This window comes from cf. Phormidesmis sp. LEGE 11477, assembly GCF_015207105.1.
Classification (GTDB): Bacteria; Cyanobacteriota; Cyanobacteriia; order Phormidesmidales; family Phormidesmidaceae; genus Phormidesmis.
Window position 1 is genome coordinate 1 of sequence record NZ_JADEXO010000016.1, and the last position, 24,005, is coordinate 24,005.

The window sequence follows — 24,005 nt, forward strand, 5'->3', positions numbered from 1 at the left end:
AAAATGTGGTGCTAATCGGGGTGGCTAAGGTACAGTGCCCTTAGCTCCAGACTGGCGTAGACAGTTTGTGAGCTAGCTGTCGGTAGGTGTTGACCGCACCTGCCGATAGCGCTTTAGTCAAATGAGTTCTGAAAAACAGGTGTGATAGACATCACGACCTTAGCTATTGAAGATAGGCTGATTTTTGCGCTGAGTCAAGTACGGAGAGGAGGCGAAAAAAAAAGCAAGCGATGCCGGAAACTGAATCAGAACGACTTTACCCTTCATATCTCACTGGTTGCCCATCGTTGAGAGTGTAGATATCTTCTTCAGCGTCGTACAGAAATGCAAAAGATGGATTGGTTGCAGCGGCTTTAAGCCAATCTTGTTCTTCGATGCTATCCTCGACCTCTTCTAGTAATACGATGACCCGTACTCTTTTGTCTTTAGCACTGCTGAGTGGCTAGTCGAGCTGAAGATGTCTTTGACTATCAATAATTCCAGTAGCTTCAATTGCTTGCGTCATAACATTCTTGGGATAGTCGGTGTCTTTCTAGTTTAGGCGATTATTTTTGACTTTCTGACTGGCTGATACGATATGAAGCGGAATTGATGCCGCATGCGACTGATAAAGTCCCGTTGATGACTGAACGGTTCCAGAGTGCGACTGAACAACTCCCGTTGGTGACTGAACGCTTCCAGGGTGCGACTGACAAAGTGCAGTTGATGGCTGAACGGTTCCCGACCGATGCGGAAGGTTTCCCGAGCGTGACTGAGCGATTCCGATGAGCGACTGCATGATTCCTGGCTGTAGCGGGTTCAAGTTAGGCAGAATTGTTGTTTAGCACGTCGAACTTTTGAGCGACTTCTTCAACAGTTGAGTTCAGATACTGGGCGACTTCAGTTAGGAGAGATTTGTCTTCAGTCGTTTGATAGGATCGAGCAAATCCTCGCAAGGCAAACGTCGAATTATGAGCATCATTGAATTCGAGATAGATCTCTAGCGACTGTTGATAGTTGTGTCTTGCCTGTTCATAGTCTTCTAACTGTTCTGCAATCACACCTAGTCCACAGTAAGTGCTCGCTTGGCTGTAGCGATCGCCAAACACTGCCTCACACGGCGACTCAACGTAATCCTCTAGGCTTGCCACCGCGCATTCCGATCACACAGCGCAGTTCTACAAAGCCTGTAATGATCGGATCTAAAACAAGATCTATTCTTCCGGTATGGACAACTGCTCCTCCGTCGGCAGCATCGGCTTTATCTTCGATACTAAATCTGCCATTTCATTTTGAGAAATAGCCCAAACGATCCGAAGACTAATGTTGTCATACTCATGCACAAGCCGATTTCGTAAACCTCGAATTTTTGGCCAGTCAATAGTAGATAGTTCACCTCGCCCCAGTTCTGAGATGCGCCCCGCAGCTTCTCCTATCACCGATAGCCTTCTAATCACCGCGTCCTGAAGCTGCTCGTCTACTGCAAAAGCTTCTTCCGAAACACCATCGGTATACCTGACGACTAACTCTGCTGAACGAACGATATCAAACAGAGCGTGAAGATCCCGAGGAATCATAGATCACCTTGGCTGTGGATAAAATTTCACGACGGCGGAGATAGTTAGGACTTTTCTCGATACTAGAACGCACGATTATATCTACATCTCTAGCAAAAAGCGATTTGAGCTCTGCTTCCATTTGATCTAGCGCTCCAAAGTAATCTAATCCTTTGAAGGCAGCATACGCATCTGGATGAAACTGTATCATCACATCAATATCGCTGCTGTCAGAACAGAAATCATCGCGTAGAACAGAACCGAACAGCGCAAACTCCGTCAAATTCCACCTCTGACAGAACTGCGCTATCTCAACCATCGGCAGCTTAATGTTTTTGAGCATCACTTCGCCTCTGTTGCCTATCTCTATTCTGCCTGATGCTGTGTGGACTAGTTGCTTCGCAGTGAGCCCGTCACCAAATTCTCCTGTCCATACGTGCAAATTCAGAAGGAACGGCCCAGAAAGTCGTAGAATCCGCACCTATTGAAAGACAAACGATCGCCACGAGACACCCAAAATAATTTACAATGTTTAACAGTTGGCAGCCTTATATTTGGCGAGGCCATCATTTGTTAGCAAGCTGCTAGATCTTTATAAGCCACCTTATATAAGATGAAAATTGGCTGCTATTGCTGCCTTCCCTATTTATGAAAGGGGGGCAGCGTTTGTTTTGTAAGCACTGCTTTGTATAGCGCGATTCTCCTTGAAAGGGGCCTTGCCACTGCAGTACATCATTTCCAGATTACTCACTAAAGAATCACCATGAAAGACCTGACCCGCTACCGCAATATTGGTATCTTTGCCCACGTCGATGCGGGCAAAACGACCACCACCGAAAGAATTTTGAAGCTCACCGGTAAGATCCATAAAATCGGTGAAGTTCATGATGGTGCGGCAACTACAGACTTCATGGACCAAGAGCAAGAGCGCGGTATCACTATCCAGTCCGCGGCCACTACCTGTTTCTGGAACGATCACCAGCTCAATATCATCGACACGCCCGGACACGTAGACTTCACCATCGAAGTCTACCGCTCCCTCAAAGTGCTAGATGGTGGCGTTGGCGTATTCTGCGCGTCCGGTGGCGTAGAGCCTCAGTCTGAAACTAACTGGCGCTATGCAAACGATTCCAAAGTGGCGCGCATCATCTATGTCAATAAGCTTGACCGTACAGGCGGCGACTTCTACAGCGTCATCAAGCAGGTCGAAGAAATTCTAGCAGCCAAGCCCCTCGTCATGGTGCTGCCCATCGGGATTGAAGACGACTTTGTTGGCGTCGTAGATTTGCTAACTGAGAAGGCATGGGTCTGGGATAACTCTGGCGATCCCATGAACTACGAAATCACCGATGTTCCTAAAGACATGGTGGAAAAGGTCGCAGAATACCGTGAAATGCTGGTCGAGTCTGCCGTGGAGATGGATGACGATGTGATGGAAGCCTACCTCGAAGGTAACGAGCCTGATATCGACACCCTCAAAAAGTGCATTCGCAAAGGCACCCGCGAGCTAGCCTTCTTCCCCACATTCTGTGGCTCTTCCTTTAAGAACAAAGGCGTTCAAAACGTACTCGATGCGGTTGTAGACTACCTGCCTAACCCCACCGAAGTTCGCCCTCAGCCTGAGGTTGACCTCGATGGTAACGAGACAGGCGGCGTCGCCAAGGTTACACCTGACGCGCCGCTTCGCGCCCTCGCCTTCAAGATCATGGACGACCGCTACGGCGCACTCACCTTTATCCGGATCTATTCCGGTACGCTCAGTAAGGGCGACACTGTCCTCAATACCTTCACTGGCAAAACAGATCGCGTAGGCCGACTGGTTTCTATGCACGCTGATTCCCGTGAGGAAATTGACACGGCCCAGGCGGGTGACATTGTCGCTATCGTCGGCATGAAAAACGTGCAGACAGGCCACACCCTGTGCGATCCGAAGAACCCTGCCACGCTTGAACCGATGGTCTTCCCTGATCCGGTTATCTCTATCTCCGTTGCGCCCAAGGATAAAGGCGGCTCTGAGAAAATGGGCCTGGCTATAAGCAAAATGGTTCAGGAAGATCCTTCCTTCTATGTAGAGACTGACCAGGAAAGCGGCGAAGTCATTCTGAAGGGCATGGGCGAGCTTCACCTAGACATCAAGGTGGACATTCTTAAGCGCACACACGGCGTAGAAGTTGAAGTGGGCAAGCCCCAGGTGGCCTACCGTGAGTCGATCACAAAGCTGCTTACCGATACCTACGTTCACAAAAAGCAGTCTGGTGGTTCGGGTCAGTTTGCCAAAATTGACTACACCATCGAGCCCGGCGAACCCGGTGTTGGCTTCGAGTTTGAATCGAAGGTCACAGGCGGTAACGTGCCTCGTGAATTCTGGCCTGCTGTAGAGAAAGGCTTCGCGACTAGCCTAGAGAAAGGGCCTTTGGCTGGCTATCCGATGGTGGATGTGAAAGTCACGCTCACAGACGGTGGTTTCCACGCGGTTGACTCTAGTGCGATCGCCTTTGAAATCGCTGCCAAATCTGCCTACCGCCAGTCTTTCCCCAAAGCAGGTCCGCAGATCCTAGAGCCAATCATGAACGTAGACGTCTTCACCCCAGACGATCACATGGGCGATGTGATTGGCGATCTCAACCGCCGTCGCGGCATGATCAAGTCTCAAAACTCCAACCCAATGGGCGTTCGCATCAAAGCAGACGTACCGTTGAGCGAAATGTTTGGCTACATCGGCGATCTGCGGACGATGACCTCTGGTCGTGGTCAGTTCTCCATGGAATTTGGCAACTACGCGCCATGTCCCAAGAACGTGGCTGAAGAAGTCATTAAAGAAGCCAAAGAGCGCCAGGAAGCGAAGAAGTAAGTCGTCAGAGCCTTTGGCCACTGAGTTAGACGCAAGCGCATTCCTTGGTCGTCGCCGAGGAATGCGCTTTGTCTTTGACTCTTACGACTCGTGATTATTCCCCTATCTGAAAAGCTGATGGAGAAAAAAGCACTCCCTACCGACATCGTCTTAAGTGATACCAAGACTGTACTAGGACACGTCAAAATGGATCGCAGCCTTTATCCTGGAACCTTTGTAGATATCGATGGGCAGACCTACCAGATCCTAGTGCGCCGCCACCAGTACCAGCTCAAACTTGGCCGATATTATCTTCATAAGGCCGTCGTCCACGTCAAGCAAGCCACTATTCCAGAAGAGAGAACGCTGCTAAATGGCACTTGGGTAATTGGTGATATTTCCTGCGCTTACAACGCTCGCTCTGAACTTGTCCGCTGCGCTATCAACCCCGCTGGTCCCTGCGACGACTGCATCCACTACGCTGCTCTTTCTACCTAGAAGACAGACTGTCTAGAAGACCGCCTGTCTTTTGACCCATCGTCAAACTCTTTCTTAAAGTAAAGACGCTAATCGAGAGAGGACAATTTCAATGAAAGGTTTTATCGCGGCAGTAGTCGGCTTTGTTTTTGGAGCCATGCTACTAGCCACGCCGCCTGCCTACGCAGGTGATATTGCCCAGGGTAAGCAGGTCTTTGCAACTAACTGCGTAGCCTGTCATGCCGGGGGCCGAAATGTCGTACAGGCAAGCAAAACGCTGAAGCAAGACGCCTTGGAAAGCTATCTAGAAAACTACGGCGCGGAGCACAACATCAGTGCGATTGTGTATCAGGTTACGAATGGTAAAAATGCAATGCCTGCGTTTGGTGGTCGTCTAACGGCTGATCAGATTGATGATGTTGCCGCCTATGTTAACGATCAGGCTGAAAATGGCTGGACTAGCTAGTACCTTACTGACTTTCTAAGAACATTGCTTCGATGGGTAAGTCTACAAAGTAATCCTTATCGAGCTCAAAACGTGTGTGTGGCCCATCTGATAATTAGATGGGCTCTTTTTCTGGCGTCAAGGCAGACTGCTGATGGCGATCGCGAACCTTTCCCCGATCTTTTGGTAACTCTCAGCAGTGAAATGTACGCCTTCCATCGGTAAGTCCGCTGTTGCAATCACGACGGTATTAGGAATTTGCAAACTGGCCTGCTGCTGCTGTACAGCTTCCCAGTAAGGCAATTCCTCTAAGTCACTCGGCTGACCTAGCTGAGCATAGATCAAAGGCAAGTTAGAATTGCCGATATCAGCACGGAAATTATAAGCAAAAGTTGCAAACTTCTCTGCCCAGGCAGATGGATCTGGATTGAGGTTCGGAAATTGTTCTGGGTCCACTGCATCCGTTTCGCCTTGAAAAAATAAAATGCCGCTGACAGTGCCCACTGTCGAAGCCGCTCGAACTCTCTTCAGGCAAGAACCATAGAGCGTTTGATCGCTGAGGTTCTTTTGCCAGTCAGAAATGGACGATCCACTTCTAGCACAGGGAATCAGACCGATAATCTGATTGTTGTCTTGAGCGATCAGCGTTTGAGCGAAGGGCAGAGCAGGCCCAAACTTAGCTTCCTCATCAATTGAGACTGTATCTACTTGATTTGTCGCATCATCGACAGGTGCGGTGGCTATTTGCCAGCGATAGTCGTTACCAAAGGTATAGATATTAGCGCTAGTTCCAATATCAGCAGGAATATCAGCAGTGCCAACCATATTCGACTGACCAATAAGGACATAGAGCTCGAGCTTTCCTTGCAACTGTTCTGGAATAGTCGCAGGCAAGCTGTCTGGATCTTCAGCGTTAGAAGACCTTGAGAAAAGCATCGCGTTCTTACCTATGCCCAAAGTCGATTGTAGTAGGACTCCTAGCCCAACCCCTACTAATAAGGCAAAGCCAGTTGACATTAGGAAGCGGGGCATACGATCGGCGGCACTGTCTTTCATGGTATTGTCTTTCTTGTCACTATGCGAAGTCATATTGAGTACGCATTAATGGATAGATACGCTAAAGTTGATAGGTATCTTCAGACTAACACTGCAGACCTATGGCTAATCTCAAAGACCGTCGCGACCAAAATGTAGCGGGCGATTTCTATGTCGACAGTAGCTGTATTGACTGTGATACCTGTCGCTGGGTAGCTCCACAGATCTACAGTAGAGTTGACTCTCAATCGGTTGTACACCATCAGCCGACTACCGATTCGGAGCGTATCGCTGCGCTGGAAGCGCTATTGGCTTGTCCAACAGCCTCGATTGGAACGCAGGACAAACCGACCGATATCCGAACGGTCCAGCAGAAATTTCCTTTGCAGATAGAAGGCAATATTTTCTATTGTGGCTATCATTCGCAAAAATCTTTTGGCGCGGCTAGCTACTTTATTCAGCGGCCTGAAGGCAATGTGCTAGTTGACTCTCCTCGCTTCACACCGCCTTTAGTCAAGCAGTTAGAGAAATTGGGCGGTGTAAAGTACATGTATTTAACCCACCGCGATGATGTGGCCGACCACCAAAAGTTTCACGATCGCTTTGGTGCCCAGCGCATTCTTCATATCGATGATGTTTCTGCAGGAACAAAGGACGTAGAGATTCAGCCATCAGGAACAGAACCGTTTGCGATCGATGACGATCTGCTAGTCATCCCTCAGCCCGGCCATTCTGCGGGCCATACAGTGTTGCTCTACAAACAAAAGTACTTATTTACCGGTGACCATCTCGCTTGGTCTGCAAGGCTAGGGCAGCTCCACGCATTTCGCAACTTTTGCTGGGATTCTTGGACAAAACAGATCGAATCGATGAAGAAGTTGGCAGAGTATACTCAAGGCTATGCTTTTGAATGGGTATTACCAGGGCATGGCAGGCGGTTTTCGGCAGAGACAGAAGAGATGCGCGATCGCATGAAAACCTGCATCGACTGGATGGAATCAGTTGCCTAAAAGCCAAGCTTTCAGCCGACTGTGAGAGACTACAGCGTTGATCGCTTGGCTGATATGAGGTCTTCAGGCCGAAAGCAGTTGCTCTATCAATTGAGCCCAGGACCAAGCAACTCTTCCTGCAGCGGTGAAACCCTGCATCGTCACACGGCGCTAGGAAATGCTCACCCAAGACAGCGGTAGGGACCCACATCGCTCTACGGCGCTAAGGGGACGCCTACCAAGACGAAGTAAGAATGCATCCTTATTTCGCTGCAATACGATTTTTCCGCGACTGCGCGACGAAAAGTCCAATTCCAACCAAGCCCAGTAGAGAGGCTGGCTCAGGAATTTCTTTTGATGTATCGACTTTGACTAGTCGAGCGAATAGATTGGCTGAGTTGTTTCCGTCCTCTTGTGAAACAAAATTATCAACAATGCTGTTGGCAGCAACCTGCTCAGAGAAGCCGACTAGCTCTAGCGTATACTCTTCTCCTTCGTAGTCGAAGGAATTTGATTGGTCAAGTGCAAAGTCCCATTTGATTTGGTCGGAGCAGCCACCACCATCAACTGTTAGATAAGGACAGACTTCTTGAGAGTTTAAAGTTTCATCAATAGAGAAGGTGAAGTTGAATTCTTGAGCACCGATAACATCACCAAAGTCCAGCTCTAGCTGAAAATCTGTACTCACACCAAAGGCAACGTTGCTCTTAATAGTTTGGTTGTAATGCGTGAGCGATCCAATATTAAATACTTCACCAATATCTAAATCAAGATTACTGACGCCAGCAAAACCTAGTCCACTTTTATCGTCATCACCGGTCTCTCTCCAATAGCTGTTGTCAACCCATTGCTCAACAGTTTTCGTGCCGGTTACAACATACTCCTTGTACCATTCCTTATACCATCCTCCAAAACGCGATCGCCTCCAGCGGTATGCATTTTTCCATTCGCCTATCTCAACTTCCTTTGTCTCTAGATCCCACTGAGTCTCCTTTGCATAACGGTCAGCAGGCTGCCCCCAACGGACTTGATTCTCTCCATTCACGTTTCTAAAAAGGACCTTGTTACTGTCGCTAGCGGCTTCTCCAAAGGTTCCTACTTTAGTGCCGTCCGTTAGTGTGACGTTGTCAAAGCTTCCTGATGTATTGGTGATGACAAAGGCATCAGCAGGTCTAGCCGCTGCGGTCAAAGACACAGATGCAAGGCTTGTTCCTACGAGGACTGTTTTTAGTAAGGTTGATTTCATGCGATGTAGTTCTAGCTGGTATAAAAGTTTACATACTAAATTTAATTTGTTACCTGCCCTTTTCCGTTCCCGAAGCCTACGGAACTACGATTAAAGATATGAGTAAGTACTGGCTCATAAACAGCGGTGGGACAAGGCTAATAAGGACTTAGCTAAGTAGATTCATCAGAGAAATATAGCGCTTAATCCGTGGAGAATAATACACGTACGCATCTCTAAAACCATTATGTATAGAGGGATGCAGCCGCAAGACATACTTCGCAAGTACGTAGTGGCAAGCGATCTATGCTTGCTTCACAACAGAAATAAAGTCTCTCCGTATGTCTCTTCCGTACATACCCGCCTAATCACGTGCAGCGGCTTAAGCGCATAGCAATCCGCTAATACATCAACAGATTACTGTAGGCGGCAACACTTCTAGACTGCAGTGGAAAGGCTTTGTGGCTAGCCTAGGGAAAAGTCCCTTTGCTCGCTATCGATGATGGAAGGAACGTGATGTTGAAAGATGGTGCTTTTCGCCCGGCTGATGCTGGCGCGATCGCAAGGAGAAAATGCGTGTATTGAATGAAAAGCGTTGCATAGAAAAGAAAAAGCCTGGTCGCAAAAAGACCAGGCTTTTTAGTTCTACTCTATCTGCTTAGATCTCAGAAGATGATCAGCTATTACATAGCGGCAAGTGACTTACGACGACGAGCTGCTAGACCAGCAACTACTGCGCCTAATCCAAGCAGAACAGAAGGCTCAGGAACGTCAGTGGCATCTTGACCTGTCTCGAAGTCGAAGGATCGATCGCTAACGCGGAAGGAGTAGTTATCTGTTTCAAAACCGCCGCCATCCCGATCAACCTGGCTAACTCTAATGCGATTAAATAGTCCACCCGCATCGTTAGCATAGAAGTGAACGTATCCGTTGTACTCGTTTTGATGCTCTGCTAGCGTTGGTAGAACAGAATCGCCTGATTGAGAGAACAGCTTATCGTAGTTGAACATGCCTAGGCTAGTTTCACTACCGCTATCGTCAACCTGGAAGAACTCGAAAGTGTTATTCCGACTCAAAGCACCCCAATTCATGCCGAAGTAGTTCAAGCTATTTTCGAGATCAATGGTGAGCGCGTTACCAGGGAAGATACTAAGATAATCAGACTCGTTTCTCTCGCCATTAGCGCCTGACGGTGCCCATCTGTCACTGCGAACCTTGGACCCGTTTTTGCCCATTTCTTTATCAAAAGTGAACACCATAGAATCATCTCCGAAGGTGTAGGCGTTCTCTTGGCCTGCAACCGCTTGCGGAGCGCTATTAAAGTCGAGAGTTGTGACACCATCGCTGTAGTAAAAGTCTGAGAACGCACCTAAAGATCCAGTGGAATCATCGGTTAGGTTAATGCCTTTGGTCACTTTTGCCGTAATGGTGTCGATCGTGAGCTCGCTGAAGACAGGCAACGATGCGTCGTTGAAGGCAGCGGCCTGCGCCTGGGGTGCGTCAACGAATGGTGCAGCTAGTGCAACAGTAGCAGCCGTTAGAGTCAAAGAGAGCCGTTTCATAATGATGTCCTTTATGTATGGGAGAGCGATATTCGAGTAATAAACACCTTTTAAGCATCAGATTTTCTGAGCGTTACTTGTGAGATTTATTACTTCGACGTTTTCAGTATCACCCAACCCATAGCTGGTAGTGGATAGTGAGATTGCGTAGAAAGTTAGTTCTCTAGCCGTCTTCAGTAGATGCGAGATTACAGCTAAATTTATAGATAACTGCATCAAGTACAAGCAAGTTAGCAGTACATATACTGAGAGTCTCTTGCATCTATCAAGATAACTGTTTGATTCGAGCTTCTAGTTCTAAGTAAATATGTTGAATTCCTTTCACATCGAAACAGTTTGTGTTGATTGGCTCAACTAAGTCTTCATTTTTAGGCGCGATCTCTGGGCGCAATCTCTGGGCGCGTAGCGTTCTCTCACTTCGCATCCATCCAATTTTTACCGGCCTGAGCTTCAACCTTCAACGGCACAGCTAACTGAACTGCGTTTTCCATAGTCTGCTCAATCTTCGGCTGCAGTACTTCCCACTCATCAGGCGGTACTTCAAATATCAACTCGTCATGGACTTGCAGCAGCATGTTTGCCTGATAGTCTTTGAGCAGATCATGCAAACGGATCATCGCAATTTTGATAATGTCGGCGCTAGATCCTTGAATCGGAGCGTTAGCGGCGGCTCTGAGTGAACCAGCGTCGTAGCCATTAGTCCGTAAACTGCTCAGATCAATTTCTTGGGGATCTGTACCTCTAAGCGCCTGCAAACTGCGGGTAGTGAAGTTGAAGTAGCGACGGCGTCCGGCGATGGTTTTGACGTATCCGTGCGCGATCGCCTCTCGCTGCATCTGCTGCAAATACTCAAACACATTTGGATAGCGTTGGTTAAAGCGATCGATAAATGTCTTGGCATCTAGGCGATGGATGTCCATCTCGCGTGCAAACCGGGCCGCACCCATGCCGTAGATCACGCCGAAGTTGATGACTTTGGCCATGCGCCGCTGCTCGGGCGTAATCTCGTCTTTGTCTTTATCAAACAGCAGCGTTGCGGTTAATCGGTGAACGTCCTCATCTTCTCTATATGTCTTGATCAAGATCGGTTCTTCGCTTAGATGCGCCAAGATTCGCAGCTCGATTTGAGAATAGTCTGCCGCAACTAGCTGCCAGCCTTCTTTCGGTAAGAAAGCCTGACGAATCTGGCGGCTAAAGGCAGTGCGCGTTGGAATATTCTGTAAGTTGGGATTAGAAGAAGACAGGCGACCTGTAGTAGTAACGGCCTGGTTGAAATCGGTATGAACGCGGCCTGTGTTCGGCCTGATCAGCGCCGGTAAGGCATCTACATAGGTCGATTTCAGCTTTGATAGCGTGCGATATTCCACTACGCTATCGACGACCGGATGATCGCCCTGTAGCTTTTCTAGGGTCGCTGCATCGGTCGAATAGCCAGTTTTATTCTTGCGTGACTTACGCTTATCGAGTCCGAGCTTTTCAAAGAACAGTTCGCTGAGCTGCTTTGGTGAGCCTAGGTTAAACGCTTCTCCAGCCGCCTCATAAGCTGATTTTTCAATAGTTGCCAGATCGCTTTCTAACTGTTTGGAGAATTTGTCTAGGTAGTCTTTGTCGATCCGAATGCCTGTTGCCTCCATCGTGGCTAGAACCGGCTCAACGGGTAGCTCTACATCTGCGTAGAGTGCCGCTAGCTCGGTCGATTCTTTGAGTTCAGCCTTTAGTAGAGGCACAAGACGGTAGGTAGTGTGGACGTCGCTACCGCAGTACTGAGCAACTTTTGCGATCGCAATCTCTCCAATCGTCTTGCCTTTCGGCACCAGATCCGTATAGCCAACCGTGGTCAGCTCCAAATATCGCAGGGCTAGATCCGATAGATTATGACTATTCTCAGGATTCAACACATAGCTAGCCAGCATCGGATCGAACACGACACCTGCTAAAGTCACACCTGCTCGCCTCAGTACCAGTCGATCATACTTCGCATTTTGAAACGCCTTTGGGTACTTCTCATCTTCTAGTATCGGCTTTAGCGCATTGAGTACCGCTTCCGCGCCAAGCTGCTCTCCCACCGTATGCCCGATCGGAATATAGGCTAGATCCGTCGATCCCTCACCCCAGCAGCAGCCGATGCCGACCAAATCAGCCTCTAGCGGATCGATCGAATTTGTCTCTGTATCCCACGCCACCGGCTGCTCAGCGTTGGTTTGCGTTTTGAGCGTTTTAACTAGCTGCTTCAGTTGCTGCTCAGTTGTCACTACTAGCGGCTGAATGTCTACAGAGTCTAGACCCATACTGGCGACAGCATCCGTCTCTTCTGCGCTAAAAAAGGCCAGATCTGGATCTTCAAAACCCTCTGGCAGCTCCTCTACGATCGAGACTGTCTTAGGTCTTGGCTGATAGTCAGACTCACCGCCAAAAGACGCCTGCAGCTTGCTCAGCCGATTTACAAAATGCTGAAGCTCTAGTCGCTTTAATGCCGGAATCACATCCTCCGGGTTGAACCCTTCTAGCTTGCAAGTCTCTAGATCTGTTTCTAGTGGCACGTCCGTTTTAATCTTCGCTAGGCGCTTTGATTGGGCGGCATCTTCCTTGCCTGTTTCCAACCGTTTTTTAACCGCGCCTTTCAGCTCGTCAATCGAAGCGTAGATTGTTTCCAAGTCGCCGTAGGTATCTAGCAGCTTAACTGCCGTTTTTTTCCCAATACCTTTAACCCCTGGAATATTGTCAGAGGTATCACCACAGAGCGCCTTGTAATCAACAACCTGAGAAGGCAGGATAGAGAGCTTTTCAAGCACTTCGGCATTGCCATACTCTTTAGTAGTGCTGGTTTTACTGCCAAAGGTAGTACTCAAGTACATCACCTTGATAGCTTCTTCTGGATCGATTAGCTGAAACAGATCCTGGTCACCGCTGAGGATTTTGACGCAATAGCCCTTTGCTTTTGCCCGCACGGCTAGCGTACCGATCATATCGTCGGCTTCGTAGCCAGAAAGGGAGAAAATAGGTAGCTGAAACGCACCCAGCAGCGCCTTCAGATTCTCCACATCTTCAGTAAATTCTTCTGGGGTTTCAGCTCGTCCGGCCTTATAGGTGTCAGTGATCTCGTGGCGAAATGTCGGTTCTGATAAGTCGAAAGTGATCGCTGCATAGTCTGGCTGCTGCGCTTCTAAGTTGTCCATCAACGACTTCAAAAAGCCAAAGCAAACACTCGTCGGAATCCCAGTAGAGGTTCTAAGGCCACCGTCACGGCTGCGGGCAAACGCATAGTAAGAGCGAAAGGCCAGTGAATGACCATCTACGAGCATGATTAGAGGCTTGTCAGCAGAAGAACTCAAAGTATGGTTAGGAAAAGCAACTCATTTATTATCAGTCTTTATTCCGTCACTGCGACAACAAAAAATAGCGCTGATATAGCATTCGCCATTCCGCTCCACACACTCTGCTAATGGTAAAACCCTGGTCATATAGCAAAGCGCATACGTCCGCTAGCTAGCTATAAAAAAGCACCTAGAGAGTTCTAAGTGCTTTTGATCGATTTCTAGCTGATGTTCTCTTCAAGAAGAGGAAGCTCGACTGCGTACTCCCATACAGCAGTGCGGACAAGAAAACTTTGGAATTAGCCGTAGCTGATTAGCTGAATAAGACTAAATAAAAGACCTTGCTGTGCTCCGAGGATTAGTGTATCAAGAATTACCATTTTTCTAGTAATAAATCTTCATCATTTCAAATAAGCGCTGATGACTTCATGAAATAACAGTATTGGCTTTGGCTGGCTACTTTTCTCAAAACTTCCTGAAACAAGTCATTTCAGGCGATTTACGACCCTAGATGGTGGCGGGCGATCGCGCCAGGAAAAATGCTCAAATATCTGTGAACTCTGACATGCTCATGACTAAATGACCAGAAACACAGAGGAAAATCCAAATCGAGCCTGATGACCAACATCTCTGTCAATATAGATAAGGCGTATTAAAAGGCTTCAGAGCTTTGCAGATTACTTTTTTAGGAACCAGTTCAGGGGTGCCAACTCGCTCCCGTAACGTATCTAGTGTCGCTTTGCGCCTGCCGCAAAGGGGCGAAATCTGGTTATTTGACTGCGGAGAAAGTACCCAACATCAGTTTCTAAGAAGCGACTTTAAATCCAGCCAAATCCGCCGAATCTTTGTCACCCACATGCATGGCGACCATATCTTTGGGTTGCCAGGGCTGCTCGCGAGCTGTGGTATGGCAGGGACCGGACAGCAGCAAATCGATATCTACGGTCCGCCTGAGTTAGGTAAATACCTAGATGCCTGCCGCCGCTATTCCAAAACGCAATCTTCTTATCCCATCAAGGTTCATATCACCCAACCTGGCACTGTCTACGAGGACGAAGACTACAAAGTCGTTTGCCAAAGACTCAAGCACCGTATCCCAGCGCACGGCTATCGGATCGAGGAAAAGGATCGTACAGGTCACTTCGATGTGAAACGCGCCGCTGCGCTAGGCATCCCTCCTGGGCCCCTCTATGGAAAGCTCAAACGAGGTGAAGCGATTACCCTCGCAGATGGGCGCATCATCAATGGCGCGGATCTTTGTGGCCCGACTATTCGGGGCCGCAAGTTTGCCTACTGCACGGATACTGTCTTTTGTGAGAGCGCTATTGAGCTCGCAGACCAGGCAGACGTTCTAGTTCACGAAGCGACTTTCGCCCACCAGGATGCTGAATTGGCCTATCAGCGTATGCATTCCACGTCCACGATGGCGGCACAAGTTGCCCTAGCCGCCCAGGTTAAGCAGCTGATTATGACTCACTTTAGCCCTCGATATGCGCCAGGAAACGCTATAGAGTTTGAGGATCTACTCACAGAAGCTAAGGCTATCTTCTCTAACACGCTAATGGCTAAAGACTTCTTCACTTATGACATCGTGCGAGAGGATGAGAAAGTTCTAGAAAAGGTGGCGGTTTAGATGCGTTGTCTGCAGATAAGCTGCTTGCTGTGCATAGTAAGCGCTATCAATCGGTGTTAGATACTAGTGGCAAACGCTTAGTACAGTAGATGCCCAGTACAGTAGACGCCCGGTATCGATTGCTAATTACACATCTATCTCTCAGTCGCTAGCAAGTTCAGTCGCTGTCAAATTTGGATGCCATGCGCTGTTGAATCTGACTAAGACGCTTTTGACTATTGATTGGCAGTCGCGGCTGAGGAACTTCTTCGTTAGGCCAGTCGGCCAAGTCATGGCAAGGGCAAGGAAATGTGTTAATCAGTACCTCTGGCGTAGGAACAATCATGTTGCAGCGAGCGCAGCTAGCCATTTCCCATCCTGGAGAAAGCAGATCTGCAATGCTTTGGTCTGTGCCTCTAAGGTAGTAGCCCGTCCCTTCTCTACTCATAACTTTCGCCCAGCAGTCTTCAAATTCGGTGCTGAAGCGATCGCCATGAATCACCTTCTTTGGTTGACAGACGATCTGACCGTCGGCAGTGACAATTGGCTTGCCTAACTGCAACCAATAGGCTAAATAGTTTTTGACTTGGGTCGAGGAGGCCATAAATTCACAACCTGATAACACAACCTGATAAAGCGCTGCTGTAGAAAACTTAGATTCTTAAAGTGAATATCGAACTGTGTAGATTTTAGCTTTGGTGATCGTCTGGCTTCTATTTTCGCTCAGAATAATTAAGAATTTTCTAAGCTATCTCTATAGCGATCGCTAGCCATTGATAGGAATGCCTAGCTGCTTGAGGCTGATAGCATAGCCGCCGGTAACTAGATAGACCTCGGTAGAAATTTGACCGATGGCGCGGCTAAGATCACCTAGGCGATCGCGAAACCGCCGACCCGACGCATAGGCAGGCACCACCCCCCAACCCGTCTCTTCTGCCACCAAGATCACATCTGCCTCTGTCTGCTTCAACGCCTCTATCAGCGCCTGTTGCGAGCTTTCCCAACTGTCGTCGTCTTGCTCGATTAAGTTCGCTAGCCAGGTGCCCAGCGAATCTATAAGCAGGCAGGGAGGAACTTTGCTATCGACACTCTCTCTAGATAAAAGAATGGCATCCGCCAGTGCGAGCGGCACCTCTTCGGTTTGCCAAACGACAGGACGTCGTGTGCGGTGCTTTTCAATCCGACGCTGCCACTCCGCATCCTTAGAGCTTGTTTGGGCCGTGGCGATATATACAACCTGCTGCTGGTTGCGTGTGGCACTTTGGTCAGCTAGCCGTTCAGCCCATTCGCTTTTACCAGAGCGACTAGGGCCAGTGATGAGCGTGATAGACATCGTGCGAATACTAATTTAAAGAGATACTCCAACTAACCTATGCTAAAGTAAGAGACTGTAGTTATATCCTTTTAGGGGATTGCAATTGGAGGTTTTCGCTTGGAGTCTGTCGAGTCTACGGCTACTACGCCTGAATCGGATGCCCGATTCATATTGAAAGTACTTTGGTTAGATAAAGACGTTGCCCTGGCAGTCGATCAGGTAGTGGGTAAAGGCACTAGTCCGCTAACGTCTTATTTTTTCTGGCCCCGCAATGATGCCTGGGAACAGCTAAAAACAGAAATTGAATCTAAATCTTGGATCACCGATGAAGAGAGTGTCGGCCTCTTGAACAAGGCCACTGAGATTATCAACTATTGGCAAGAAGAAGGCAAAACAAAGCCAATGACCGAAGCTCAAAAGAAATTCCCTGAAGTTGCTTTCACTGGTAGCTCGTGATTATAGCGTGTACCTATTCGATAAAGTGACGATCATGGATACGAAGGAACCCTCTGACAGATTTGCTCGGAGGGTTTTTTATGATGTGATTGAATCAGCTATGGCACTTTGCGTTATGGAACCAGGGGTGTAGCCTTTCATAGTGTAGTGAGCAAATGAAAAACGCTATAGATGTCAAACCCGTCTTATTGGAAGGTCTTCTGTCAGTGGTGTCGCCGCAACGAGCCTTTGAACTTACCAGAGAACGTTTCTCTATCCGAGCTGAATCAGTTTGCTGCTAGGTATCGGCTGGCACAAGCTTTCAACGGTATTGATGCAGATGGCTATGCGAAAGATACGACGGACGCCTATGGCGCAGTATTAAAGGTGTTCCTGGCCTACAGTGCGCTTGAGCAATTTCACAAAGCGGTAAAGCCAACTAATCCTAAGCAGCATTTGAGCGATCGATGGGCTGACTGGGCCGTGTCTCCGGCTATTGGCCTTAGGGAATCAGACGCGATCATTCAGTTTTTGATCAAAACGGTAAGTCACAACAAGCTGAGAGATAAGCTCATTGCCTTTCAGCAAGGCAAACACGACAACGTTCTGATTGTAGCTACCGCTTTGAGGCATGCGGTTGCTCATGGGTTTATGAGCGTTCATCCAGAGGGAACTTCGGCTAAGGTATCGAAGATCTTCTGTCAGCAGCTCAGTCGAATGCTTTTGTTAATCTCGAATCGAGCGTTTGTCGATTTGCTAACGTCTTTGTCTATTGACTTTGACCCTCAAGGGCATGGGTCTAAGTGACAGATAAAAGATATAACGCGGCGCAATGCATTCAGGCACCTACTGCCTACTTTCTCTAGACAGCAGGACTCATCGTTTTAGAAGCCTTGGTAGAAGGTTCTATTCCTTTCGCCATTTCCTCAAGCCGCTCGATTCTGTCCTCAGTAGGTGGGTGAGTCAGAAACAGCTTCATTAGACCTTTTTTGGAAAGAGGGTTGACGATGAATAGTGGCGCAAAGGCTGGATTGCCATGGATGGGAACTTTTTGACCCATCTCTTCTAGCTTTTGAAGGGCGCGAACCAATGCAAGAGGATTGCCCGTAATTTCTGCGGCTCCCTCGTCTGCGGCGTATTCTCGGGTTCTAGAGATGGCCATACGTAGCAGCCCAGCACTGAAAGGGCCAATGATTAGCAAGAACAAAATGGCGAGCGGATTATTAGCTTTGCGGCCAATGCCTCTAGCGACAGGAAAATACAAAGCGCCGATCGTAAGAATGCGGCCTAGATAAGTCAGTGCGCCTGAAAGTGTGCCAGCGACTGCCTGAGTGAGGGTATCTCGGTTACGGACGTGGGTGAGTTCGTGGGCGATAACTGCGTCTAGTTCGTCGGCAGAAAGCAAGTCGATGATGCCTTGGGTAAGGGCGATCGCAGCATGTTCAGGATCGCGCCCCGTAGCAAAGGCATTGGGTGATTCAGACGGGACGATGTATAGCTTAGGATGGGGAAGATCGGCGCGATCACACAAACTCTCAATCCGCGCATACAGCTCAGGTGCGTCTGCTCGCTCTGTCGGCTGCGCCTTGAACGCAGACAGGGCAGCTTGGTCAGAATAGTACCAAGAACCAAAGCTGCTAAAGGCTGCAAAGGCTAGGCCGTAGTACAGACCCGTCTCATTGCCCACTAGCAGATAGCCAGCAGCTACAATCAATCCGCTAAGTAGCGCTAGCAGCAACAGAGTTTTTAGTTGGTTAATCCTGACCATGAAATGCTTTCAATGACACTTTTGTCTTGGTTTTTACCCAGTCAATATCAGTTAACCTTGAAACCCTAAGTACGTTCGTCCACCGCAGGTAGGATTTCTCATCTCCTCAGCTAAGTCGCTCACGTTGGCTGATTCTACGAACGGATAAGGGCGGATTTATACCTGGAAACGTGGGTCGCTTGGCCATAGTCCAGTGCTCAATAGGTACCTTTCATGTTTGCATCCTAAATAGTAGTCACTCAAAACAACACAAAATCGCTACGAATGACGTCAAAGTTGCATCCGTAGCGATTAGGTTGATACTTTCTAGCTGATACTTTCTACTGGGGCGGCTTAGCTAGATTTTGCCGCCTGCTGCTTGCAAGCGAGCGCGAGCCTTTTTTAAAGCCTGATTCGCCTTGAATATGCCCTGGCGATCTTCTGCGGCTAGGCCACTTGCTTTCTCTTGAGCGGCTGCGTAAGCTTTCTCGGCTTCGGCTTGATCGATACTGTCACCGCGTTCTGCGCCGTTGACCAGGATAGTGACTTCGTCTTCATCGACTTCTGCAAATCCACCAGTGAGTGCGATCGCAGTCCACTCTTTCGAGCCTTCAGCCGAGCGCACCCGCAATACACCCGTATCTAATGCAGTCAGCAAAGGTGCGTGACCCCCTAAGATGCCAAGCTGGCCAGTAGTGCTAGGCAAAATCACCTCTTCAGCTTCGTCGTCCCAAACTGTTTTATCAGGCGCAACCACGCGCACGACTAAAGACATAGCATTCTCGAAATAATGTTGTTAAAGGAGTACCCCTACAAAACGAAGTTCAGTAGGGGTGTGCGAACGTTACTTGAACGTTACTTAGCAGCGTCTTCTTTCATCTTCTGGGCCGCTTCGATCACTTCTTCGATACCGCCTTTCAGGTAGAAAGCTTGCTCAGGAACATCGTCTAGCTCACCATCTAGAATCATGTTGAAACCCTTGATAGTTTCTTCTAGCGTGACGTATTTACCAGACATACCCGTAAAGACTTCTGCCACAAAGAAAGGCTGAGAAAGGAATTTCTCAATCTTGCGAGCCCGAGCAACTACCTGACGGTCTTCTTCAGAAAGCTCATCAAGACCTAGAATTGCAATGATATCCTGCAATTCTTTGTAGCGTTGGAGGGTGGATTGGACTGCACGAGCAGTGCCATAGTGCTCACTGCCAACAATGTCTGGCTGAAGCATGGTAGAGGTAGAATCCAAAGGATCTACAGCCGGATAAATGCCCTTTGAAGCCAGCGCCCTAGAAAGCGTTGTAGTCGCATCTAGGTGAGCAAATGTGGTAGCAGGTGCAGGGTCAGTCAGGTCGTCCGCAGGGACGTATACCGCTTGAATAGAGGTAATCGATCCATCAGTGGTAGAGGCAATCCGCTCTTGCAAGTCGCCCATGTCGGTACCTAGCGTTGGCTGATAGCCTACCGCAGAAGGCATCCGGCCCAGCAGGGCTGATACTTCAGAACCTGCCTGTACAAAGCGGAAGATATTGTCTACGAACAGCAGTACGTCCTGCTTGTTGACATCACGGAAGTACTCCGCCATGGTCAAAGCAGATAGCGCGACGCGCATACGAGCGCCGGGCGGCTCGTTCATTTGGCCGTACACCAAAGCGACTTTTGACTGGCTAAGATCGTCGGCGTTGATCACACCAGACTCAATAAATTCGTTGTAAAGGTCGTTGCCTTCACGAGTACGCTCACCGACCCCACCAAATACAGACACGCCGCTGTGCTCTTTGGCGATGTTGTTAATCAGCTCTTGAATCAGAACGGTCTTACCTACGCCAGCCCCGCCAAAGAGGCCAACCTTACCACCGCGTCGGTAGGGAGCGAGTAGGTCTACAACCTTGATACCGGTTTCAAATACAGCAGGCTTTGTCTCCAGATCAACAAGCTTGGGGGCGGCTCTATGAATAGGCAGCGAAGATTCTGCTTCGACTGGGCCTTGTTCATCTACAGGCTCACCTAGTACGTTGAAGATTCGGCCTAGGGTCGCTTTACCGACGGGAACGTTGATAGGACCGCCTAAGTCTTCGGCTTCCATGCCGCGCACGAGTCCATCGGTAGAACTCATCGAGACCGCGCGAACTTGAGAATCGCCCAGTAGCTGCTGCACTTCGCAAGTAACGGCAACTTCTTGACCAGCCGGATTTGTGCCAGTGACTCTGATCGCGTTATAAATCTTTGGAAGTTCGCCGTTGGGGAACTTAACGTCTAAAACTGGGCCAATAATCTGAGTGATGTAGCCAGTGTTTGTTTTCTCTGCGGTGGAGACCATTCTGTGCGCCTGTCCTACGTTTTAGCTGATACCGCGCCTAAGAGCGATCTAACCAAAGCAACGCCAAATGTGACTTCTTAATTAAGATCAGCTCGCGCCATATTCAAGATTATCACTAGATGACAAGCTTTAAAAAGTATGAAGTAGGAATGATGAATGAACCTTATCGTTCTCTTAGTTCGGTAACCCGCACCGCTTGTCCCGTTGCATTCGCCTCGTGCGGTTCGATAGATTAGCACTCAACAGCAGAGAGTGCTAACTCTTGCTTTTAAACCTCTTTATAGAGCCCTGCGAAGATCGCAACTGATCACTTTGCTGGGCTTTAATCGTGCCGATATCAGTGTCATTTACTGGATCGGGACAAGCACAACATTATTTGGATTCACAGCGGAGAAGTCACAATGGCAGCTATCTCTTTAGGTAAAGCAACACTCAAGCCCTTGGGCGATCGCGTATTTGTCAAAGTCAGTGAGTCGGCAGAGCAGACTGCTGGCGGTATTATCCTGCCTGATGCAGCGAAGGAAAAGCCTCAGGTTGGCGAAATCACAGCTGTTGGCCCTGGCAAGGTAGACGAGAGCGGTAGCCGTCAGTCAATGGATGTGAGCGTCGGCGACAAGGTGCTCTACTCCAAGTACGCGGGTACTGAGATCAAGATGGAAGGCGGTGAGTACATTTTGCTTTCTGAAAAGGACATTCTGGCAACCGTTTCTTATTAATCGGCGACTTCCCAGTCAACTTCACTAGTCAGCTGTTTTCTTAGCTTTTTATAGCGACTGATTCCTAGCTATTGGTTCATCTTGTTCATTTCACTAATACTCTCCCTATACAACTATGGCAAAACGCATCATCTATAACGAAAATGCCCGCCGGGCGCTAGAGCGCGGTATGGACATTTTGTCTGAAGCGGTGGCAGTCACCCTCGGACCCAAAGGACGCAACGTCGTTCTCGAAAAGAAATTTGGCTCTCCTCAGATCGTCAATGACGGTGTGACCATTGCGAAGGAAATTGAGCTGGAAGATAACGTTGAGAATACAGGGGTTGCCCTGATTCGTCAGGCGGCTTCTAAGACCAATGATTCGGCTGGCGATGGTACAACCACTGCGACCGTACTGGCTCATGCGATTGTAAAAGAAGGCTTGCGTAACGTGGCTGCGGGTGCAAATGCGATCGCACTCAAGCGCGGTATCGATAAAGCGACTGCTTACCTCGTAGACAAAATTGCTGAGCAGGCCAAGCCAGTGGGTGATTCTAATGCGATCGCCCAGGTCGGCTCTATCTCTGCGGGTAACGACGAAGAAGTCGGTCAAATGATTGCCAACGCGATGGAGAAAGTAGGCCGCGAAGGCGTTATCTCCCTAGAAGAAGGCAAGTCGATGTTCACCGAACTCGAAATTACTGAAGGGATGCGCTTCGACAAGGGCTATATCTCTCCTTACTTTGTCACTGATCCTGAGCGGATGGAAGCCGCTTTCGATGAGCCCTTCATTCTGATTACCGACAAGAAAATCGCCCTTGTGCAGGATCTGGTACCTGTGCTTGAGCAAGTTGCTCGCGGCGGTCGCCCTCTACTGATCATCTCTGAAGATATTGAGAAGGAAGCGCTGGCGACTCTGGTCGTCAACCGGTTGCGCGGTGTGCTGAATGTGGCTGCGGTCAAAGCACCTGGCTTTGGCGATCGCCGCAAGGCCATGCTTGAAGATATCGCCGTTCTGACAGGCGGTACGCTGATCACTGAAGACGCTGGCCTCAAGATTGATACTGTCACGCTCGAACAGCTTGGCTCTGCTCGTCGCGTCACCATCACCAAGGACAGCACAACTCTGGTGGCCGAAGGCAACGAAGCCGCTGTGAAAAGCCGTTGCGACCAAATTCGCCGTCAGATTGATGAGTCTGAGTCTAGCTACGACACCGAAAAGCTACAGGAGCGCTTGGCTAAGCTCTCTGGCGGTGTGGCTGTGATCAAGGTCGGCGCGGCCACTGAGACTGAGATGAAAGACCGCAAGCTTCGCTTAGAAGATGCGATCAACGCGACTAAAGCTGCGGTTGAAGAAGGCATCGTTCCTGGTGGCGGTACAACACTAGCCCACCTTTCTCCTGGATTGGAGTCCTGGGCGACTTCTAACCTATCAGGTGAAGAGCTAGTCGGTGCGATGATCGTGACTCGGGCGTTGACTTCGCCGCTGAAGCGAATTGCTGAGAACGCTGGCCAAAACGGTGCGGTAGTTGCTGAGCGAGTCAAAGAAAAAGATGCCAGCATTGGCTACAACGCGGCGACTAACGAGTTCGTCAATATGCTAGAGGCAGGTATCGTTGACCCAGCGAAAGTGACTCGCTCTGCTTTACAGAACGCGGCTTCTATTGCAGCGATGGTGTTGACTACAGAGTGCATCGTCGTCGATAAAGCTGAAGACGATAAAGCGGCAGCAGGGGCTGGCATGGGTGACTTTGACTACTAAGCTAGTCTCTTTCTAGTTTCGATGGGCTTGGACAAGTCAAGCTCTAAAATTGAAAACTCTGAAATTAGGCGGTCTATCTTTTGATGGGCCGCCTTTTGTGGTGTCGGTGCTAGGTTGTAGATATATAGCCATTCTCCTTTTGATATGACGCCCGATGATTTGACAGCTGCTTTGACCGATAGGTTTGGTGAGGCGGCTCAGCACACGCCCCCTGATGCCTGGCAGGTAGAAACGGACAAGATGAGATTAATCGCGATCGCATCTTCCCCGCTACTAAAGCTGATGACGCCGATTATGCCAATTGCAGAGGCGCAGTCATTCGTCACTCAGATGCTAGAAGCCAACTTCGACCAAACCCAAGCAGCTCGCTACGCTTTTCATCAAAATGTCGTTTGGGGCGTTTCTCAGTTCGACTTTGAGACCCTAACCTTGCCAGTACTAAAGCGAGCCATCGATCAACTAACTGATATGAAATCGCAGGGTGCAGAGGTTTTCTTCTCTCGATTGATGGAATCGCAGATCACTCAAATCATCACCGCCGCCAAACTTCAGGGCCAGTCTCTAGAAGACACCATCAAAACGCTAGATCGCTTCTATTCAGAAGGCATCATGGGCGATATGGGCGAGCAAGCCTATCAGGAAAAAGCCATGACAGCTTGGCGATCGCAGCTAGAACGCCTGTGGCCTACTGTAGATATTGACCGGGCATAG

The 24,005-nt window shown here is 48.9% G+C and carries 23 protein-coding genes; 11 read left to right on the forward strand and 12 right to left on the reverse strand.

The window, feature by feature from the left end; genetic code table 11:
• Positions 1 to 621 precede the first annotated feature (621 nt).
• A complete protein-coding gene (locus IQ256_RS07310) occupies positions 622 to 768 on the forward strand; it encodes a hypothetical protein (protein WP_193854885.1) in 147 nt (48 codons plus the stop codon).
• Between the two features lie 35 nt (positions 769 to 803).
• On the opposite strand, the gene IQ256_RS07315 is transcribed toward IQ256_RS07310, so the two are convergent.
• From IQ256_RS07315 to IQ256_RS07325, 3 genes are all read right to left on the reverse strand, one after another.
• Positions 804 to 1,130, reverse strand: coding sequence for a tetratricopeptide repeat protein (locus tag IQ256_RS07315; protein WP_193854886.1), 327 nt, complete (start codon positions 1,128 to 1,130; stop codon positions 804 to 806).
• 63 nt (positions 1,131 to 1,193) lie between these two features.
• Positions 1,194 to 1,556, reverse strand: coding sequence for a DUF86 domain-containing protein (locus IQ256_RS07320; protein WP_228024657.1), 363 nt, complete (start codon positions 1,554 to 1,556; stop codon positions 1,194 to 1,196).
• A complete protein-coding gene (locus IQ256_RS07325; RefSeq protein ID WP_193854887.1) occupies positions 1,525 to 1,878 on the reverse strand; it encodes a nucleotidyltransferase family protein in 354 nt (117 codons plus the stop codon). The genes IQ256_RS07320 and IQ256_RS07325 overlap by 32 nt, the downstream gene beginning before the upstream one ends.
• A 420-nt stretch (positions 1,879 to 2,298) precedes the next feature.
• On the opposite strand from IQ256_RS07325, the gene fusA reads away from it, so the two are divergent.
• From fusA to petJ, 3 genes are all read left to right on the forward strand, one after another.
• Positions 2,299 to 4,386 (forward strand): elongation factor G, encoded by a 2,088-nt coding sequence (gene fusA / locus IQ256_RS07330; RefSeq protein ID WP_193854888.1) that lies wholly within the window; start codon positions 2,299 to 2,301, stop codon positions 4,384 to 4,386.
• Positions 4,387 to 4,476: 90 nt separating this feature from the next.
• Entirely contained in the window at positions 4,477 to 4,863 is a 387-nt protein-coding gene (locus IQ256_RS07335; RefSeq protein WP_370623366.1) for a DUF6464 family protein, read from the forward strand.
• 91 nt (positions 4,864 to 4,954) lie between these two features.
• Positions 4,955 to 5,308 carry a cytochrome c6 PetJ gene (gene petJ / locus IQ256_RS07340; RefSeq protein ID WP_193854889.1) on the forward strand — a complete coding sequence of 118 codons (354 nt, stop codon included), beginning with the start codon at positions 4,955 to 4,957 and terminating at the stop codon, positions 5,306 to 5,308.
• A 117-nt stretch (positions 5,309 to 5,425) separates the two neighbouring features.
• On the opposite strand, the gene IQ256_RS07345 is transcribed toward petJ, so the two are convergent.
• The gene (locus tag IQ256_RS07345) at positions 5,426 to 6,376 is read right to left on the reverse strand and encodes a sialate O-acetylesterase (protein ID WP_193854890.1); all 951 of its coding nucleotides are present in this window, start codon (positions 6,374 to 6,376) and stop codon (positions 5,426 to 5,428) included.
• A 68-nt stretch (positions 6,377 to 6,444) separates the two neighbouring features.
• Here IQ256_RS07345 and IQ256_RS07350 point away from each other — a divergent pair, with 68 nt between their 5' ends.
• Positions 6,445 to 7,332 carry an MBL fold metallo-hydrolase gene (locus IQ256_RS07350; protein ID WP_193854891.1) on the forward strand — a complete coding sequence of 296 codons (888 nt, stop codon included), beginning with the start codon at positions 6,445 to 6,447 and terminating at the stop codon, positions 7,330 to 7,332.
• A 241-nt stretch (positions 7,333 to 7,573) separates the two neighbouring features.
• On the opposite strand, the gene IQ256_RS07355 is transcribed toward IQ256_RS07350, so the two are convergent.
• The 3 genes from IQ256_RS07355 to polA form a co-directional block, all read right to left on the reverse strand.
• On the reverse strand, positions 7,574 to 8,557 hold the full coding sequence (locus IQ256_RS07355; RefSeq protein ID WP_193854892.1) for a THxN family PEP-CTERM protein: 984 nt from the start codon (positions 8,555 to 8,557) through the stop codon (positions 7,574 to 7,576).
• Positions 8,558 to 9,219: 662 nt separating this feature from the next.
• On the reverse strand, positions 9,220 to 10,098 hold the full coding sequence (locus tag IQ256_RS07360; RefSeq protein ID WP_193854893.1) for a PEP-CTERM sorting domain-containing protein: 879 nt from the start codon (positions 10,096 to 10,098) through the stop codon (positions 9,220 to 9,222).
• A gap of 413 nt (positions 10,099 to 10,511) precedes the next feature.
• Positions 10,512 to 13,430, reverse strand: coding sequence for a DNA polymerase I (polA, locus tag IQ256_RS07365; RefSeq protein ID WP_370623368.1), 2,919 nt, complete (start codon positions 13,428 to 13,430; stop codon positions 10,512 to 10,514).
• Between the two features lie 652 nt (positions 13,431 to 14,082).
• On the opposite strand from polA, the gene IQ256_RS07370 reads away from it, so the two are divergent.
• Positions 14,083 to 15,045, forward strand: a complete 963-nt coding sequence (locus IQ256_RS07370) for a ribonuclease Z (protein ID WP_193854894.1) — start codon at positions 14,083 to 14,085, stop codon at positions 15,043 to 15,045.
• Between the two features lie 157 nt (positions 15,046 to 15,202).
• On the opposite strand, the gene IQ256_RS07375 is transcribed toward IQ256_RS07370, so the two are convergent.
• Together IQ256_RS07375 and cobU are read right to left on the reverse strand one after the other, a co-directional pair.
• The gene (locus IQ256_RS07375) at positions 15,203 to 15,628 is read right to left on the reverse strand and encodes a hypothetical protein (RefSeq protein WP_193854895.1); all 426 of its coding nucleotides are present in this window, start codon (positions 15,626 to 15,628) and stop codon (positions 15,203 to 15,205) included.
• 162 nt (positions 15,629 to 15,790) lie between these two features.
• Positions 15,791 to 16,357: a bifunctional adenosylcobinamide kinase/adenosylcobinamide-phosphate guanylyltransferase gene (cobU, locus tag IQ256_RS07380; RefSeq protein WP_193854896.1), complete on the reverse strand. Its 567-nt coding sequence runs from the start codon at positions 16,355 to 16,357 to the stop codon at positions 15,791 to 15,793.
• Positions 16,358 to 16,456: 99 nt separating this feature from the next.
• Between cobU and IQ256_RS07385 the strand changes: the two genes are divergently transcribed.
• Both IQ256_RS07385 and IQ256_RS07390 read left to right on the forward strand, forming a co-directional pair.
• On the forward strand, positions 16,457 to 16,795 hold the full coding sequence (locus tag IQ256_RS07385; protein ID WP_193854897.1) for a 30S ribosomal protein PSRP-3: 339 nt from the start codon (positions 16,457 to 16,459) through the stop codon (positions 16,793 to 16,795).
• 171 nt (positions 16,796 to 16,966) lie between these two features.
• A complete protein-coding gene (locus IQ256_RS07390; protein WP_193854898.1) occupies positions 16,967 to 17,581 on the forward strand; it encodes a hypothetical protein in 615 nt (204 codons plus the stop codon).
• Positions 17,582 to 17,636: 55 nt separating this feature from the next.
• Here the strand turns inward: IQ256_RS07390 and IQ256_RS07395 are convergent, their stop codons facing one another.
• From IQ256_RS07395 to atpD, 3 genes are all read right to left on the reverse strand, one after another.
• Positions 17,637 to 18,542: a M48 family metalloprotease gene (locus IQ256_RS07395; RefSeq protein ID WP_193854899.1), complete on the reverse strand. Its 906-nt coding sequence runs from the start codon at positions 18,540 to 18,542 to the stop codon at positions 17,637 to 17,639.
• Between the two features lie 337 nt (positions 18,543 to 18,879).
• The gene (gene atpC, locus IQ256_RS07400) at positions 18,880 to 19,296 is read right to left on the reverse strand and encodes an ATP synthase F1 subunit epsilon (RefSeq protein WP_193854900.1); all 417 of its coding nucleotides are present in this window, start codon (positions 19,294 to 19,296) and stop codon (positions 18,880 to 18,882) included.
• An 80-nt stretch (positions 19,297 to 19,376) separates the two neighbouring features.
• Positions 19,377 to 20,837, reverse strand: a complete 1,461-nt coding sequence (gene atpD / locus IQ256_RS07405) for a F0F1 ATP synthase subunit beta (protein WP_193854901.1) — start codon at positions 20,835 to 20,837, stop codon at positions 19,377 to 19,379.
• Positions 20,838 to 21,238: 401 nt separating this feature from the next.
• On the opposite strand from atpD, the gene groES reads away from it, so the two are divergent.
• The 3 genes from groES to IQ256_RS07420 all read left to right on the forward strand — a co-directional run bounded on the left by groES (position 21,239) and on the right by IQ256_RS07420 (position 24,005).
• Positions 21,239 to 21,553 (forward strand): co-chaperone GroES, encoded by a 315-nt coding sequence (gene groES, locus IQ256_RS07410; protein ID WP_193854902.1) that lies wholly within the window; start codon positions 21,239 to 21,241, stop codon positions 21,551 to 21,553.
• Positions 21,554 to 21,668: 115 nt separating this feature from the next.
• Positions 21,669 to 23,294, forward strand: coding sequence for a chaperonin GroEL (gene groL / locus IQ256_RS07415; RefSeq protein ID WP_193854903.1), 1,626 nt, complete (start codon positions 21,669 to 21,671; stop codon positions 23,292 to 23,294).
• 144 nt (positions 23,295 to 23,438) lie between these two features.
• Positions 23,439 to 24,005, forward strand: a complete 567-nt coding sequence (locus IQ256_RS07420) for a hypothetical protein (RefSeq protein WP_193854904.1) — start codon at positions 23,439 to 23,441, stop codon at positions 24,003 to 24,005.